Genomic DNA, 14,892 nt, shown 5'->3' with positions numbered 1-14,892 from the left:
GAAATCAGAGGACGGCGTCGACGTCGTCGGCCAGTTTCGCGGCGGGATCCTGCGGCTGGTCAACCGCCTTCAGGTGATGGCCGGAGGCCAGCCGCCCCAGCCCCGGCGCGACCGCGATGACCAGAACCAGCCGGGTCAGCTGCATCGCCAGGATCAGCGGCAGGTCCACGGCGATAGTGGCGGCCATGGCCAGAACCACATCCGTGCCGCCCGGGTTCAGGGCCATATAGGCGGTCAGGAAGCTGACCTTCCCCAGCCATGCCAGAACAAGCGCCAGAGCCGCGCACAGCATCAGAATGGCGACGCTGCAGGCGAGAATGCGCGGGGCCAGCCGCGCCGTGTGCATCAGTGAGGCGCGGGTGAAGCTGAGCCCCACATGCCAGCCGATCAGGGCGAAGGCGGCGGCGGACAACAGGGGCGGCACGGCCGGCGCGGGCCAGTGGGCCACCTGCACCGCGATACCGCCGAAAACCGGGATGAGCAGCACCAGCGCGGGCTTGCCCCACCGCAGGGAGGCGCCGACGGCGGCGGCCGACAGGGCGACGGTCATGGCCAGTCCCGCCCAGTCGATGGGAGCCAGCCAGGGCGTTGAGGGACCTCCCGGCAAGGCGATGGCCGGCGGGCCGACGTGGGGTTGCCCCAGCAGGGACCCGATCACCACCACGGCCAGGGCGGCGCAGAGCAACCGGACGTACTGCATGACGGCGACGATACGTTTGTCGGCGCCATAGGCCTCGGACAGCAGCACCATCGCTCCGGCGCCGCCCGGGGACATGCCCCAGATCCCGGCCGTGCCCGGCAGCCAGCCGAAACGGGCGGTCAACAGGCCCAGCCCGGCGATCGCGAGAATCATCAGAAGGTTCATACCCAGCATCAGCGGCCAGCGTGGGGCCAGATCCGCCAGCAGATGCGGCGACAGGGCGTGGGCGATCAGGCAACCCAGCACCGCCTGGGCCAGAACCGTCGCCCCCTTCGGCAGCCGGGCTCCGGGCTGCAGGATCGCCACCGCGATGGCCGAGATCATCGGCCCCAGCATCAGGGCGGCGGGCAGATGCAGAAGCCGCATCGCCCCGGTCAGAACAAGGGTCAGGCCGACGAGGGCCGCCCAGGACAGACCGAGGCTACGGGTCATTCACGTCATCTCCATCGGGGACTACCCCGTCAGTGCTGGTTGGCCGGGGGTTCGCTGCCGGACTTGCCGACCAGGAAGTCCAGATCCGCCCCGTCGTGAGCCTGATTGACGGTGTCGGTGTAGAGCTTGACCCATCCCCGGGGACTATGGGGCGCGGGCCTGGCCCACTCGGCCAGGCGCCGTTCGATCTCTTCGGCCGGGACCTTCAGTTCAAGGCGGCGCGCGGTAACGTCCAACTCCACCAGATCGCCGTCCTGGACCACCGCCAGCACCCCGCCGACCGCCGCTTCCGGCGAGACGTGCAGCACCACGGTGCCAAAGGAGGTGCCGCTCATCCGGGCGTCGGACACGCGCACGATGTCGCTGACGCCTTCCCGCAGCAGCTTGGCCGGCACCCGCATGATCCCGACCTCGGGCATGCCGGGGAAGCCTTTCGGTCCGCTGTTCTTGAGCACGAGGACGGAGTCAGCCGTGACCTTCAGCGCTGGATCGTCGACCCGGGCCTCGAAGTCTTCCTGGTTCTCGAACACCACCGCGGGGCCGGTGTGGGTCAGCAGGTGCGGCGAGGCCGCCGACGGCTTGATCACCGCGCCCGAGGCGGCGAGGTTGCCCTTCAGCACGGCGATGCCGGTATTGGGCTTGAACGGCTGGGCAACGCTGAAGATGACCCCGGGATTGAAGCACCGCGCTTCGGCATTGTTCTCGGCGAGGGTCTTGCCGGTGCAGGTCAGGGCGTCGCCGTGCAGCAGACCGGCCTCGCACAGGTCGCGGATGATCACAGGCAGGCCGCCCGCCTCGTGGAAGTCCTGCATCAGATAGTCGCCGGACGGCTGGATGTTCAGCAGGTTCGGGATGTTGCGGCCCTGGACGTCCCAGTCGTCGATGTCCAGCGGCACCTCCAGGCGGCGCGCCACGGCGGTCAGGTGGATCACGGCATTGGTCGAACCGCCCACGGCGGCGTTGACGCGGACGGCGTTCTCGATCGCCTCGCGGGTGACGATCTTCGTCATCGTCAGATCCTCGCGGACCATGTCGACGATCCGGCGTCCCACCATCCGCGCCATCACCTTGCGGCGCGCGTCCACCGCCGGGATGGTGGCGTTGTCGGGCAGCGACAACCCCATCGCCTCGACGATCGAAGCCATGGTCGAGGCCGTGCCCATGACGTTGCAGACGCCGTGCGAGCGGTTCAGGCAGCTTTCGGCGTCCTCGACGTCGGCGATGGTCGCGCGGCCCTCGCGAACGTCGTCACCGAGCTTCCAGGCGTCCTTGATGCCGAACGGCTTGCCGCGCCAGGAGCCGTTCAGCATCGGGCCGGAGTTCAGACCGATGGTCGGCAGGTCGACGCTGGCCGCCCCCATCAGCAGCGCCGGGGTGGTCTTGTCGCAGCCCATCAGCAGGACAACGCCGTCGATGGGGTTTGCCCGCAGCGTCTCCTCGACGTCCATACTGGTCAGGTTGCGCAGCAGCATGGCGGTCGGCCGGGTCAGGGTCTCGCCGGGCGAGGTGACCGGGAACTCCATCGGCACGCCGCCCGCCTCCAGGATGCCCTCGCGGACATACTGGGCCAGGTCCCGGAAGTGGGAGTTGCAGGGCGTCAGCTCGGACCAGGTGTTGCAGATCCCGATGACCGGGCGGCCGTCGAAATGGTCGCCCGGAACGCCGCGGCTGCGCACCCAGGCGCGATGGACGAAGCCCTTGGGGCCTCGGCCGCCGAACCAGTCCTGCGAACGGAGTCCGGGTTTCTTGCTGTCCGACATTGTACGCTTCCTCGATGATTTTCTTGTCTTGAGGGCGTTCATATCGAGGCCCATGGGCTCGATGAACGCTTGAAACCATGCGTCAAACTTAGGGGTGACCGGTCCCTCGGAGCCGGTGGTCTCAGGCGCGGGCTTCCTGCACCACGCGGTTGACCAGAGTGCCCAGTCCCTCGATCTCAACCACGGCCTCGTCGCCGGGCTTGAGCCAGAGGTAAGGCTTGCGCGACGCCCCGACCCCGCCCGGGGTGCCGGAGATGATGATGTCGCCCGGCTCCAGGGTCATGGCTTCCGACAGGACCGAGACCAAGGTGGCGATGTCGAAGATCATGTCGTCGATCGAGGCGCTCTGCAGCAGTTCGCCGTTGACCCGCATGGTCAGGGTCATGCCCTTGCAGCCCTCGGGCAGTTCGTCGGCGGTGACGAGGGCGGGCCCGACGGCGCCGGTGCCGTCCCAGACCTTGCCCATGGTCCATTGCGGGGACTTGATCTGGTAGTCGCGCACCGAGGCGTCGTTGCACAGGGTGTAGCCCACGACGTGGTTCAGGGCGTCGGCCTTGGAGATATGCCGCCCGCCCTTGCCGATGACGGCGACCAGCTCGGCCTCATAGTCGAACATGTCCGAGGCGTTCGGCCGCACCAGAGGCGCGCCGTGTCCGATCAGGCTATTGGCGAAGCGGGCGAAGACCGTCGGATAGGTCGGGGTCTCGAAACCGCTTTCGGCGCTGTGGTCGAGGTAGTTCAGGCCGATGCAGATGGTCTTGTTCGGCCGGGGCACGGGCGGGAGCAGATCGACCGCCTCCAGATCCACCAGAGGGGCCTGCGCCAGCCGCAGGGCCAGTCCGGCCAGGGCCTTGGTCTCGCCAAGGAAGGTCTTCAGATCGCCGCCCAGATCGGCGACGGACAGGCCGCGATAGCCCCCGTCCGTCCAGAGTCCGACGCCTTCGCCCGCCGCGCTGCTGTAGCTGATGAAACGCATGAACCGTCCTCCCGTCGTGGCCGTATCGCCGACCGTCACGAGGCGGGCCTCGCAGTTTTGGGAGGGGGCGGCCAATAGCATGATCGAATGAAATCATGCCCCCTCGCCGGAGGTCTTGGCTTGTGCGGCGGCATGGAGAAGAAGCGTCAGACGACACTGGCGGACGCAGAGCCGCGGGTCCCAACGGAGGAAGCCATGGCCCACTACGGAGACTTTCAGCTCGAGATCTATTTCGGCGGCCTGCATGGGGTCCTGCCGAAATATCCGGTCGACTTCGCGGGGCTGGAGCGGCGCGCCGAGGCGGCCATGGCCCCGTCCCTGCTGAAGTATGTTCAGGGCGGCTGCGGCGACGAGCTGACCCAGCGCCGCAACGCCGAAGCCTTCGGCCATTGGGGCCTTATCCCGCGCATGATGATGGACTGCTCCACCCGCGACCTGTCGGTCGATCTGTTCGGGATGAAACTGCCCAGCCCGCTGTTCATGGCACCGATCGGGGTGACCGGTCTGTGCACCCAGGACGGTCACGGGGATCTGGCCGCCGCCCGCGCCGCGGCCCAGACCGGCGTGCCCCTGGTCGTATCGACCCTGACCAACGATCCGCTTGAGGATGTCGCGGTCGCCATGGGCGACACGCCGGGTCTCTTCCAGCTCTACACGCCGAAGGATCCGGAACTCGCCGCCAGCCTGGTCGGGCGCGCCGAGACGGCCGGCTACAAGGCCATCGTCGTCACCCTGGACACCTGGGTCACCGGCTGGCGGCCGCGCGATCTGAACGAGTCCAACTTCCCGCAACTGCGCGGCCATGTGCTGTCGAACTACTGGTCCGATCCGCGCTTTCGCCAGATGACCCCGCGCCCGCCGGAGGAAGACGTCGCGGCGGCCGTCATGGCCTGGGCGGGAACCTTCGGAAAGGTCCTGACCTGGGACGACATGCCCTGGCTGAGGTCGCTGACCAGGCTGCCGATCATCCTCAAGGGCATCTGCCATCCCGACGACGTGCGTCGCGCCGCCGATGCGGGCGCGGACGGGATCTATTGCTCCAACCACGGCGGCCGTCAGGCGAACGGCGGCATGGCCGCGATCGATCTCCTGCCCGATGTGGTGGCAGCCGCCGGCGACATGCCGGTCCTGTTCGATTCCGGCATCCGGTCCGGCAGCGACGTGGCCAAGGCCCTGGCGCTCGGCGCGACCGCCGTCGGGGTGGGACGTCCCTATTCCTACGGCCTCGCGCTCGGCGGGACCGAGGGTGCGGTCCACGTCCTGCGCTCGCTGCAGGCCGAGGCGGACCTGCTGATGGCCGTGGACGGCTTCCCCAACATCGCCGCCCTGCGCGCGGCCGGCGCCGTCCGCATGGGCTGAGGCCCGAAATGCAAAAGCCGCACGACCGGGGTCGTGCGGCTTTCAATGGCGGCTCGCGGATCAGCGCTGCTGGTTGACCCGCAGCGGCTCCAGCTCGGGCAGGAAGCCCAGGGTATTGGCCTCCAGCGTCGTGCCGAAATTCCGGGCGACGCAGGACTGCAGGATGTAGAGGCCGTAGACCAGGATCAGGTCGGTCATGCCTTCGGGCCCGAACTGGTCGAACTGGCTCCAGGTCTCATCGGACAGGCGATCCGAGAAATAGAGTTCATCGACGGCCTTCACGACAACCCGGTCGAAGCCCTGCAAACGGGGGCTGTCCGGTCCTTCCGCGACGCCGTGCAGGTCCTCGTCGGTGACGCCCAGCTGCAGGATGGCCTTGCGGTGCTGGGACCACAGATACTCGCTGTCGCACAGCCAGACCGTCCGCATACAGGCCAGCTGCCAGAACCGCGGCGGCAGGGAGGTCTTGTCGATCGACCGGATGCCGAAGGGCGAGATCGCCTTCAGGACGTCCGGATAGTTGATCATCGCCTTCTGCAGCTTCGAGGTCGTCGGCAGGCCCCGACGTCCCATCCGGCGGGTCTGCTCGATCTGGGCCGGCGACAGGGCGGTATAGTCCGCCTCCATGACCCGCTTGGGACAGGGGCTGGGTGCGACCCCCGACCAGCCGCCTTGGTCGCCCGAGGCCCGGATGGCCTGCAGGGCGTCTGAATAGCCGGTCAGACCCTCGTCCAGCTGCACTCCGGTCGTGTTCGCGAAGGCGCTGAGGGTTACATAGAAGGAATAGGTCGTCATCAGATCCATCGCGGCGTTCGGGCCGAGAGGATCGAAGCCGGTCCAGGCCTCGTCGGACAGATAGTGGGTCGTATGCATCTGATCGACCGCCTCCACCGCCAGTCGGTCGAGACCCTCAAGCCCCGCCCCGCCGCGCGCGACCTCGGTCAGCTCCGCCTCCGTGACGCCAAGCGCCAACGCCTCGTCGGCATGCCGCGCCCAAAGGTATTCGCTGTCGCAGAGCCAGACGGTGCGCAGGCAGGCCAGTTGGTACAGGCGGGGCGTCAGGTCGCTGGTCAGCGTCACCCGCGTCGACATCCGGCCCAGCGCGCGGGCGAACTCCGGATAGTTGAGCATCGTCCGCATCAGGTTCGGGGCGTCGGCCGTGCCGAAGGGACCCATCTTCAGGCTGATATGAACCTGACGCGGTGAAAGGGCGGCGTGGTCGGCCGGGGCAACCCGCATCGGATGCGGCATCGAAATCTCCTGGTCTGGGCGCCGTCGGACAGGATGGGCGCACCCCGTGATTGGCGCAGGTGACGCTGCGGGGCCAATGCAGGCTTCACATGGTTGGATGCGCGCCCTGTATTCCGTCCGGCGCGGCGCCCCGGCCTAGGTCGCCACCGACTTCAGGACGCGCGACCAGAGCTGCTCCGCCGCCGGCGCCTGGCGGGCCTTGGGCCGCCACAGCCGGATTTCGATTGGCACGTCGTCCTCGGCCGTGCCCGCGCGCACCAGCTTGCCGGACGCCAGATCGTCCTCGACCAGACTCAGAGCCGTCCAGGCGATGCCCCGGTCGTCCTTGGCCATGGCGGTCAGGACGCTGGCCAGGTGGGAGGCGAAGATCGGCTGGACCGGCGCGGTCCGCCCGCCTGCCGCCCAGGCCGCGGTCAGGATCCGGCCCATTCCGGAATCCGCCGTGAAGCAGAGCTGCGGCGCATTCGCCAGATCGGTCGTCCGGGCCAGCCGTGGCGACATGACCGGAAGCAACACGTCGTCGCCCAGCTTCACCGACCGGAAATCGGCGCCCAGACGCGTGCTCGCCGCCTCATGGTGATGGCACAGCAGGAACTGGACCCGGCCTTCGACCATCAGCCGCTCGCAGGCCACCATATTGTCGGCCGTCAGGGTGACCGTGACACTGGCGGGCTCCCCGGCTTCCAGCTCCCGCAGCCAGGCCGGGAAGAAGGTCAGGGACAGGACGTGGGTGGCGGCGAAGCGCAGGGTCTCCGAAGCGGTCTTGGCGACCGAGCGGGCTTCCTCGCGTCCGAACTGGAGGCGGCGCAGGGCCTCCTCGGCGAAGACCTTGAACCGTTCGCCGGCCGGGGTCAGCCGCATCGTATGGGTGCTGCGATCGACCAGGGTGGCGCCGACCCAGTCCTCGAGCGACTTGATCCGGCGACTGAAACTGGGCTGGCTGACGTTTCGCTGCTCGGCCGCGCGCGAGAATCCCCCGCAATCGACAAGGGCCAGAAAGTCCTCAAGCCAGTCCGTATCCATATCGTTCGTCTGTCCCGAACCGCCGCCGTTTGCAACTGAAACCTGACCCCGGCGCAGGTCGGCCCGCTACGCAGATCGGCCGGCCCGCGAGGCGGACCGGCCGAGGTCGATATCGTCCTGAAAAGTCGTCCGAAACGGACTAGAGCTCCCGGTCGATCAGATAGGTGTACTGCTGACCCGAGTGCAGATCGCGCTCCTCGACCCCGCCCTGCGAGCCCCGGCGGGGATAGGAGATCTTGAGCACCTGCAAGGTCGGCACCGGATAGTGCTGCACCGTCGCCGGATCGACGTCATAGATCTCGCCGATCGAGGCCGCGCTCAGGGTCGGGCTCTGGCTGTACCGGTCGTAGTTTTCCCGGCTGTCGAACATCAGGTCGATGGTGACCCAGAACGGCCCGGCGACCTTGGACCGGACGTGCCGGCAGACTTCCTTGACCTTAGGCAACGGCCTTCTCCTCAGTCGGGGCTTTGGCGACGTCCAGGATCTCCATCCGGACCAGTTCGAGCGGATCGTCGATGTGGACCACGTGGTTCAGGACGAACTGATAGACCGGTCCCCTGTCCACCTCGGCCGGGGTGAACGGCCAGCCGTAGCTCGGCAGCTCCTCGCCCAGCCGGATCGGCATGTGGAAGAAGTAGGGGTTGCAGGCGTTGGCGATGGCGTGGGCCAGCTCCTGGGTCCGGGCGGTGAAGACGCCCATCAGGCCGATCTCCAGCGGACGCGATCCCGGCGGCGGCTTCATGCCGCTGAGGGCGTTGTAGCCGTACATCCGCAGGGAGATGTCGAACTCGTCCTCGGCCAGTCCGAGCGAGGCCTTCACCCGGTCCTTGAGCCGCATCAGCATATGGTCGTGGAAGACCTCGGGCTCGGCCAGCACCTTGGGATCGGCGATGCCGACGATGAGAAGCGACTGGTAGAGGTCGCCCGTCGCCCCCTCGAGCTTCATCGTATAGGGCTTGGGATCCCAGACGGAGCCGGTGACCCGCACCGTGTTTTCCGTCAGCTGGATGTATTCGGACTTGGTGACGTCCAGTTCGCCGCCCGGCTCGGTCAGCCGCCAGGGGCTCTTGTTCTCATACAGCAGGTGGGCCGAGATGCCGGTGACGAGGGCCTTGGTCTTGGGATCCGCCGGCTGAACGTCGAAGCCGTCCTTGTGAATCTCGATCAGGACGCCGCGTTGGCCGGTGTTGGCGGTCGTCGACTGGGCGCCGCACTCGGCGATCTTGCCCGCGTGCCACGACGGCCCGGCCGGCGCGCCCTTCCACAGGGCGAAGGCGGCGATGACGGCCGGGTCGGACGTGCGTCCGCCGATGATGATGTCGGCGCCGGCCTCCAGCGCCTTGTGATAGGGCTCGGGGCCCATCAGGGCGACAATGTGCAGGCAGTTATCGAGGGTCGCGGCGTCCAGATCGCCGAGCGGCGGCAGATTGGTGATCTTCCCGTCGGCCAGCTTGCCCTTCATCGTCTCGGCCGTCTGTTCCGAGTAAAGGACGGCGATCTTCGGCGACCAGCCCTTCTCGCGGGCAATCTCGAGGGCGATGTCGCGGGTCCAGTCGACGTTCATGTCGCCGCCGGCCTGGGCGGCGGTGCCGATCAGCAGAGGGATGCCCGCCTTCTGCTGGGCGTCCATCAGGAAGGTCAGGTCGCGCTTGACCGAGCCCCTGTCGTTCTTGGATACGCCCTTGGCCAGATAGGCGGCGCCGGCGTCGGTCGAGCCCGCGTCCAGGGCCATGGCGTCAGGCCCCCAGGCCAGGGCGTATTCCACCTCTTCCGGGAAGATGCCCACGCCCAGGGAGCCTTGGGGGACATAGATCTTCACCGACGAAAACTCGGCCTCGGTCGCCATTTGCATTTCCTCCTGACCGCCCGCCTCAGCCCGGCGGTCGGCCGGCGGCGGGGGCTTTCAGTCCGGACTAGAAGCCGCCCGGCTCCGGCGCCAATCGAAAATCCGACTGGAACCATGCATCAGACCTTGGGGGGCGCGACCGGCCCTCCCGACCTTCCTGCATCGTATGATGCGCATTCGGCATTTCAGGGTCCGCGCGCGCGGGCTTAGGCGAGGACCGTACGCCCGATGAAGGACCCGTCGATGACCTATCCGCGCCGCCTCCCCTACCCCGACATGGACAATCTGACGCCAGACCAGATCGAGCTTCGCCGGATCATGGGGCCGCGCCGCGGCGGACCGAACGCCACGAAGCTGATGAAGATGCTGGTCAACTTCCCGATCTACGGCCAGGCCATCCGCTCGCTCGGCGCGCGCACCGCCGACAACAACTCCCTGCCGCCGCGGCTGTACCAGATCGCCTGCATGCGGGCGTCCTGGCTCTGCGACGCCGAGTATCTGTGGTCCCAGCACCGCACCGCCTCCCTGGCCCTGGGGATCACCGACGCGGAGCTCTACGCCGTCGCCGTCGGCCCGACGAACACGATGCTCGAAGGGCTGGACCAGCAAATCGTGGAGGCGATCGACGAACTGCATTTCGATCACCGCTATTCGGACGCCTCATGGACGGGCTTCGACGAGCCGCTGGGACCGGACGCCAAGCTCGACATCCTGATGACCCACGCGATCTTCGTCATGCAGGCCAACCTCGCCAACTCGACCGGCGTCGACCTCGAAGACGGCGTTCCCGGCTTTTCCGGGGACCTGCTGGCGCTGCGTGATCAGCAGCGCTCGGCCGGGATGCGTTGAATAGCGAAGGGAGGTCCCAGTCCGCTGCAACCCCTGTCGCCGCATTGCCGGGACGTCTCGCGCCGGCTCCGATGAAGTTTTGATGAAACCTTACGCAAGGCGCTGAGGCCTCGAAGGCGGCCGCCGTTGAAGACCGCAGGGGGTGCACGCGGCCGGACCGGAGGGTCCGTGTCGCGTCCGCCGATCATTCGACCTGCGGAGATCATCAATGTCCAAATCCAACCTGCGCCTCGGCGCGAACAGCCGTGCGGCCCGCCTGCTTCAAGGCTGCGCCGTGGCCGCCCTGATCGGCGCGCCGACCGCCGTCCTGGCCCAGCAGACCCCCGCGCCCGAGGAGGCGACCGAGGTCGAGGAGATCGTGGTCACCGGCTCCTTCGCCACCAGCCTGGCCGACGCCCTGACCATCAAGCGCCGCGCGGACTCGATCTCGGACGCCGTCTCGGCCTCCGACATCGGCAACTTCCCGGCCGTCAACGTCGCCGAGGCCCTGCAGCGGGTGCCCGGCGTCTCGATCTCGCGCGAAGCGGGCGAAGGCCAGTTCGTCAGCGTCCGGGGCCTGGGCCCGAACTTCCAGTCAGTGACCCTGAACGGCTCGCCGATCGCCTATAACGAAAACGTCCGCAACTCCGACCAGAGCGGCCGTCAGTTCCAGTTCCGCGTCATCCCGGCTGACCTGATCTCGGCCATCGTGGTCACCAAGGCCCCGACCGCCGACCTGATCGACGGCGGCATCGGCTCCAACATCGACATCCGCACCGCCGACGCCCTGGAGATGAAGCCCTTCGTCACCGCCCGCGCCTATACCCACTATGAGGGCCGCACCGAGGAGAATACGCCGAACGGTTCGATCTCGCTGGGCTGGCGCAACGCTGACCGCACGCTGGGCCTGATCGCCGGCGTCTCCCTGGCGACCCGCGACGTGCAGTTCGACCGCGTTCAGACCACCGGCTACACCAACCGCGTCATCAACGGCGCGACCGTCGCCGTGCCGAACGAAATCCAGCTGACGCTGGAGCAGGAAGAGCGGACGCGCATCAGCGCCATGGCCGGCCTGTCGTGGAAGCCCAATGAGGCCTTCGCCCTGCGCGCCGACGCCCTGTACTCGCGCTTCAACAACACCATCGACGAGGACCGGATCAGCTTCGGCTTCGGCGGCCGCTCGGACTTCTCGACCCGCCTCGTCGCCGGCAGCGCCCGCGTCGTCAACGGCGTCCTCTACGCCGGCCAGATCAGCGGCGGCCGCATCGACCGCAACGCCGAATACTCGGAACAGGAGCACGAGAACCTGTCGCTGCGCGGCCAGATCGACTGGAACGTCGCCGGATGGACCATCACGCCGTCGATCAGCTATTCCGAGGCCCTGTCCAGCCTGCCCGTCCCGCTGCAGCGGATCAGCGGCGCCACCGCCGAGAACCCGGCCGGTCTGCTGTACAGCTATGACTTCGGCGATGACCCGATCGGTGACCGCCACTACGCCTCGGTCCTGACCAACCTCGACCTCGGCAGCCCGACCTCGACCGCCGTCACCGCCTACCGCACGCGGCCGATCAACTCGGAAGACACTGACACCACCGCCGTCCTGAACGTCCAGCGCGACCTGGGCGCCCGGTTCGGCAGCTTCGAGTTCGGCGAGTTCCGGTTCGGCGGCCAGTACACCGAGCGTTCGCGCGACTATCAGCGCCGCGACCGGGTCCTGACGGCGCGCCCGGGCGTCAACGTCAACACGCCCGAGTATCTGAACGTCCGGCTGCCCTCGAACGCCTTCAACGAGTCGATCGGTGCCCTCTATCCGATGGGGCTGACCTACAACCGCGGCCTCTACGGCGTCGCCTACGTCATCCCCGGCGAGTCTGACGACACCAACGCCCAGTCGGAGGACCTGGTCCCCACCGGCGCCGACCTGCAGCAGTCCTACGGCGTCGATGAGACCGTCAGCGCCGCCTATGTCCGGAGCGACTTCAGCGCGGAGGTCGGCCCCTTCCCGCTGACCGGCAACCTGGGCATCCGCTGGGTCTCGACCGACACCACCGTCAAGGGCACGCTTCTGACCGCCGGCCGCAACGGCGCGGGCGCGGTGACCACCGTCGTCAATCCGCAGACCTTTGAAGGCTCCTATGAAGAGTTCCTGCCCAGCCTGAACCTGAACTTCGAACTTCGCGACAACCTCTATCTGCGTCTGGGCGCCTCCAAGACCCTGACGCGGCCGTCGCTGGCGGACCTGCGCACCGCCGTGGTGCCGAACAGCTCGCTCGTCACCCAGGTCTTCCTGAACGGCCAGACCGCGCTCGACACCGCCGCGGCCAGCACCAAGGTCGGCGTCGGCGGCAACCCGGAACTGCGCCCCTATACCTCGATCAACTACGACGCCTCGCTGGAGTGGTACTTCAACGACTTCGGCGCGATCTACGGCGCGGTATTCAAGAAGGACATCTCGGACTTCATCGGCGGCATCGCCCGCAACGAGCAGATCCTGTTCGCCACCCAGGCCGGGGCCACCCTGACGGCGGACTTGCTGATCACCCGCCCGCAGAACATCGGCGACGCCTCGGTCGAGGGCTTCGAGATGGGCTTCTCCTACAAGCTGGACTGGGGTCTGGGTCTCGCGGCCAGCGCGACCTTCACCGACTCCTCGGCCGACATCGAGGCGACGCCGGGCGTCTTCACCACCGCCGGCCTTCAGGGCGTGTCGGACCAGAGCTTCTCGATCAGCCCCTTCTTCGAAAAGGGTCCGTTCGAGGTCCACTTCAGCTATACCTACCGCTCCGACTTCACGGCCAACGGCAACATCACCCCGGGATCGAACGCCGTGATCGACAAGAACTCCGCCATCATCGCCGACGGTTTCGGGTCCCTGGACTTCGGGGCGTCCTGGCAGGTGACCGACCGCTTCCAGATCTTCGCGGAAGGCACCAACATCACCGACGAGCGCCAGGCGGTCTATCAGGGCAGCGAAGATCGCCCGTTCCAGATCCATGAATACGGCCCCAGCTACAATCTGGGCCTGCGGGCGACGTTCTGAGCCCCTCGCCGACGCTGAAGACAGGAAACGCCCCCTCTCCGCGAGGGGGCGTTTTCGCGCGTTCGGACGACACCGTCGCGATGCGGCGCCTGCGTCAGGAGCTGGTCGCCTTACTGCTGCGGCGCGGCCAGTCGGCGGAGACCGCCGAGGACATCGTCCAGGAAGCCTTCCTGCGTTTCCATCGGGCCGGAAACGACGTGTCGGACGCCGACGCCCGGCCGCTGATCTTCGTCATCACCAGGAACCTGCTCAAGGATCACTGGAAGAGCGCAAACCGCGAACAGGGCCGGCGCGCCGCCGTCTCGCCGGAGGAACTCGAAACCGTCGGACAGGCCATGGCCGACGACGCCCCGGCGCCCGACCGGGGCCTTCTGGGACGCGAGCAACTGGATCAGGCGCTGACGGTGATCCGGGCCCTGCCGCCGCGCACGCGCGACGCCTTCCTGCTGCACCGGTTCGAGGACCTGACCTATCGTCAGATCGCGGATCGTCTCGGCGTGTCGGTCAGCATGATCGAGAAACACCTGGCCGAGGCGCTCAAACGGCTGAAATCGGCGCGGGGTGATTGAGGTGTCCGTGATTTGTGTCGTTGATAAGACAGTCGGGGCGCCCTGCCCGCGACCTTCATTCGCTCTCGAAGGCTCTTCGTCCTGATGCTTGATCGCCTGCCCCGCCTGTTCGACCCGACGCCGCGCACGGCGGAGGCCTGGCTGGTCCGCATGGGACGGCCGGAGGTGAGCGCGCGCGATCTCGAGGCGTTCGAGGCCTGGCTTGACGCCGATCCCAGCCGTCTGGACGACTATCAGGCGCTGAAGACGGCCCAACGCGAGGCCCGCGCCCTGAAGTCGGAACTGACGCCCGAACTGGCGGCGATCCCGGCTCGCCCTCGCAAGTCAGGGTCGCGGTCGCGGGGCCTGCTGATCGGCGGCCCCGTTTTCGCGGCGCTCTGCCTGGCCGTCATCGGCTTCACCCTTTGGCCTCGCCTCATGCCCGATCCCATGGCCGGGGCAATCACCTATGCCGCCGCGACCGGTGAGATCCGCGAGGTGGTTCTGGCCGACGGATCGCATGTAACCCTCGACACCGGTTCGACCCTCCGCGTGGCCATGGCTGGTGACGCCCGCCATGTCGTGCTGGACCGGGGACAGGCCTATTTCGAGGTACATCACGACACGACGCGCCCCTTCGAGGTCGGGGTCGGAGATCGCAGCGTCGTCGTGACCGGGACCCGCTTCGTAACGACCCTGTCCGGCGACACAGCATCGGTCGCCCTGCTGCAGGGCTCTGTCTCCCTGAGGTCCGGGTCCGGTCAGGTGCTGAAGATGAAGCCCGGCGACGGCGTCGCCTATCGGGTGAAGCAGGCCGGCCAGACCTGGAGCCGGATCGATCCGGTCGAGACCGCCCCCTGGCGCGAACGCCGTCTGGTCTTCCGTGACACCCCGGTGACCGAGGTCGTGGCCCAACTCTCGCGCTACACCCCCGTCCGGCTGGTCGCCGATCCGGCCCTCGCCGAGGTGCGGGTCACGGCGGTCTTTCCTCTGGACGGTCAGGATTCCGTGGTGGATCGGATCGACCGGCTACTCCCCGTCGCGATAACCGCTTCGGGACCCCAAACCGTCACGGTTCGGCCGGAATAAATATCGCAGAGCTGTCATCTGCGCCGTCTAGACCGGAGG

12 protein-coding genes are annotated in these 14,892 nt (G+C 67.7%); 5 read left to right on the top strand and 7 right to left on the bottom strand.

All coding sequences use genetic code 11. The annotated features are described in order from the left end of the window. Nucleotides 1-4: 4 nt before the first annotated feature. The 3 genes from AC1ROD_RS06030 to AC1ROD_RS06020 form a co-directional block, all read right to left on the bottom strand. Complete coding sequence (locus AC1ROD_RS06030) at nucleotides 5-1,132, bottom strand: AbrB family transcriptional regulator (protein ID WP_492947344.1); 1,128 nt, start codon at nucleotides 1,130-1,132, stop codon at nucleotides 5-7. A 29-nt stretch (nucleotides 1,133-1,161) separates the two neighbouring features. Beyond that, the gene (locus AC1ROD_RS06025; RefSeq protein ID WP_492947343.1) at nucleotides 1,162-2,892 is read right to left on the bottom strand and encodes an IlvD/Edd family dehydratase; all 1,731 of its coding nucleotides are present in this window, start codon (nucleotides 2,890-2,892) and stop codon (nucleotides 1,162-1,164) included. A 121-nt stretch (nucleotides 2,893-3,013) separates the two neighbouring features. Further along, nucleotides 3,014-3,868, bottom strand: coding sequence for a fumarylacetoacetate hydrolase family protein (locus tag AC1ROD_RS06020; RefSeq protein WP_492947342.1), 855 nt, complete (start codon nucleotides 3,866-3,868; stop codon nucleotides 3,014-3,016). Nucleotides 3,869-4,063: 195 nt separating this feature from the next. Between AC1ROD_RS06020 and AC1ROD_RS06015 the strand changes: the two genes are divergently transcribed. Beyond that, nucleotides 4,064-5,227 carry an alpha-hydroxy-acid oxidizing protein gene (locus AC1ROD_RS06015; protein ID WP_492947341.1) on the top strand — a complete coding sequence of 388 codons (1,164 nt, stop codon included), beginning with the start codon at nucleotides 4,064-4,066 and terminating at the stop codon, nucleotides 5,225-5,227. Between the two features lie 60 nt (nucleotides 5,228-5,287). Here AC1ROD_RS06015 and AC1ROD_RS06010 read toward each other — a convergent pair whose 3' ends face one another. From AC1ROD_RS06010 to AC1ROD_RS05995, 4 genes are all read right to left on the bottom strand, one after another. Beyond that, nucleotides 5,288-6,478 (bottom strand): carboxymuconolactone decarboxylase family protein, encoded by a 1,191-nt coding sequence (locus AC1ROD_RS06010; RefSeq protein WP_492947340.1) that lies wholly within the window; start codon nucleotides 6,476-6,478, stop codon nucleotides 5,288-5,290. Nucleotides 6,479-6,613: 135 nt separating this feature from the next. Further along, nucleotides 6,614-7,501, bottom strand: a complete 888-nt coding sequence (locus AC1ROD_RS06005; RefSeq protein ID WP_492947339.1) for a LysR family transcriptional regulator — start codon at nucleotides 7,499-7,501, stop codon at nucleotides 6,614-6,616. Nucleotides 7,502-7,640: 139 nt separating this feature from the next. Continuing rightward, nucleotides 7,641-7,946, bottom strand: coding sequence for a DUF4387 domain-containing protein (locus AC1ROD_RS06000; RefSeq protein ID WP_492947338.1), 306 nt, complete (start codon nucleotides 7,944-7,946; stop codon nucleotides 7,641-7,643). Beyond that, nucleotides 7,939-9,348: an acyclic terpene utilization AtuA family protein gene (locus tag AC1ROD_RS05995; RefSeq protein WP_492947337.1), complete on the bottom strand. Its 1,410-nt coding sequence runs from the start codon at nucleotides 9,346-9,348 to the stop codon at nucleotides 7,939-7,941. Before AC1ROD_RS05995 ends, AC1ROD_RS06000 begins: the two co-directional genes overlap by 8 nt. A gap of 243 nt (nucleotides 9,349-9,591) precedes the next feature. Here AC1ROD_RS05995 and AC1ROD_RS05990 point away from each other — a divergent pair, with 243 nt between their 5' ends. The 4 genes from AC1ROD_RS05990 to AC1ROD_RS05975 all read left to right on the top strand — a co-directional run bounded on the left by AC1ROD_RS05990 (nucleotide 9,592) and on the right by AC1ROD_RS05975 (nucleotide 14,853). Continuing rightward, a complete protein-coding gene (locus AC1ROD_RS05990; RefSeq protein ID WP_492947336.1) occupies nucleotides 9,592-10,197 on the top strand; it encodes a carboxymuconolactone decarboxylase family protein in 606 nt (201 codons plus the stop codon). A 208-nt stretch (nucleotides 10,198-10,405) separates the two neighbouring features. Next, nucleotides 10,406-13,216 (top strand): TonB-dependent receptor, encoded by a 2,811-nt coding sequence (locus AC1ROD_RS05985; RefSeq protein ID WP_492947335.1) that lies wholly within the window; start codon nucleotides 10,406-10,408, stop codon nucleotides 13,214-13,216. A gap of 80 nt (nucleotides 13,217-13,296) precedes the next feature. Continuing rightward, nucleotides 13,297-13,785 (top strand): RNA polymerase sigma factor, encoded by a 489-nt coding sequence (locus AC1ROD_RS05980; protein WP_492947334.1) that lies wholly within the window; start codon nucleotides 13,297-13,299, stop codon nucleotides 13,783-13,785. Between the two features lie 84 nt (nucleotides 13,786-13,869). After that, entirely contained in the window at nucleotides 13,870-14,853 is a 984-nt protein-coding gene (locus AC1ROD_RS05975; protein ID WP_492947333.1) for a FecR family protein, read from the top strand. Nucleotides 14,854-14,892 lie beyond the last annotated feature (39 nt).

This window comes from Brevundimonas sp. GW821-FHT12E07, assembly GCF_058807035.1.
This window is presented reverse-complemented; position numbering and strand designations above follow the sequence as displayed.

Excerpts from the sequence above, each read along its gene's own strand:
- AC1ROD_RS06015 (WP_492947341.1), top strand. The coding sequence starts at position 4,064 with ATGGCCCACTACGGAGACTTTCAGCTCGAGATCTATTTCGGCGGCCTG.
- AC1ROD_RS06030 (WP_492947344.1), bottom strand. The coding sequence starts at position 1,132 with ATGACCCGTAGCCTCGGTCTGTCCTGGGCGGCCCTCGTCGGCCTGACC.
- AC1ROD_RS05980 (WP_492947334.1), top strand. The coding sequence starts at position 13,297 with ATGCGGCGCCTGCGTCAGGAGCTGGTCGCCTTACTGCTGCGGCGCGGC.
- AC1ROD_RS06020 (WP_492947342.1), bottom strand. The coding sequence starts at position 3,868 with ATGCGTTTCATCAGCTACAGCAGCGCGGCGGGCGAAGGCGTCGGACTC.
- AC1ROD_RS05985 (WP_492947335.1), top strand. The coding sequence starts at position 10,406 with ATGTCCAAATCCAACCTGCGCCTCGGCGCGAACAGCCGTGCGGCCCGC.
- AC1ROD_RS05990 (WP_492947336.1), top strand. The coding sequence starts at position 9,592 with ATGACCTATCCGCGCCGCCTCCCCTACCCCGACATGGACAATCTGACG.
- AC1ROD_RS06005 (WP_492947339.1), bottom strand. The coding sequence starts at position 7,501 with ATGGATACGGACTGGCTTGAGGACTTTCTGGCCCTTGTCGATTGCGGG.
- AC1ROD_RS05975 (WP_492947333.1), top strand. The coding sequence starts at position 13,870 with ATGCTTGATCGCCTGCCCCGCCTGTTCGACCCGACGCCGCGCACGGCG.
- AC1ROD_RS06010 (WP_492947340.1), bottom strand. The coding sequence starts at position 6,478 with ATGCCGCATCCGATGCGGGTTGCCCCGGCCGACCACGCCGCCCTTTCA.
- AC1ROD_RS06025 (WP_492947343.1), bottom strand. The coding sequence starts at position 2,892 with ATGTCGGACAGCAAGAAACCCGGACTCCGTTCGCAGGACTGGTTCGGC.
- AC1ROD_RS05995 (WP_492947337.1), bottom strand. The coding sequence starts at position 9,348 with ATGGCGACCGAGGCCGAGTTTTCGTCGGTGAAGATCTATGTCCCCCAA.